The organism is Thermoactinomyces sp. CICC 10735 (assembly GCF_016055175.1).
In the GTDB taxonomy this organism is placed as follows: Bacteria; Bacillota; Bacilli; order Thermoactinomycetales; family Thermoactinomycetaceae; genus Thermoactinomyces; species Thermoactinomyces vulgaris.
Genome location: NZ_JAECVT010000013.1, coordinates 1 through 639, shown reverse-complemented (window position 1 = coordinate 639; position 639 = coordinate 1). Strand labels below are relative to the sequence as shown.

Below are 639 nucleotides of genomic sequence, written 5' to 3'. Positions count from 1 at the left end.
CGGATCCTCTAGCCCATGGGGGCCCCCTCAGGGGATCCACGTCAGGTGGCACTTTTCGGGGAAATGTGCGCGGAACCCCTATTTGTTTATTTTTCTAAATACATTCAAATATGTATCCGCTCATGAGACAATAACCCTGATAAATGCTTCAATAATATTGAAAAAGGAAGAGTATGAGTATTCAACATTTCCGTGTCGCCCTTATTCCCTTTTTTGCGGCATTTTGCCTTCCTGTTTTTGCTCACCCAGAAACGCTGGTGAAAGTAAAAGATGCTGAAGATCAGTTGGGTGCACGAGTGGGTTACATCGAACTGGATCTCAACAGCGGTAAGATCCTTGAGAGTTTTCGCCCCGAAGAACGTTTTCCAATGATGAGCACTTTTAAAGTTCTGCTATGTGGCGCGGTATTATCCCGTATTGACGCCGGGCAAGAGCAACTCGGTCGCCGCATACACTATTCTCAGAATGACTTGGTTGAGTACTCACCAGTCACAGAAAAGCATCTTACGGATGGCATGACAGTAAGAGAATTATGCAGTGCTGCCATAACCATGAGTGATAACACTGCGGCCAACTTACTTCTGACAACGATCGGAGGACCGAAGGAGCTAACCGCTTTTTTGCACAACATGGGGGATC

At 46.5% G+C, this 639-nt stretch carries 1 protein-coding gene; it reads left to right on the top strand.

Annotated features, from left to right (window positions below):
* Nucleotides 1-173: 173 nt before the first annotated feature.
* On the top strand, nt 174-639 hold a 466-nt coding region (locus I8U23_RS13320; RefSeq protein ID WP_198051125.1), incomplete at its 3' end, for a serine hydrolase.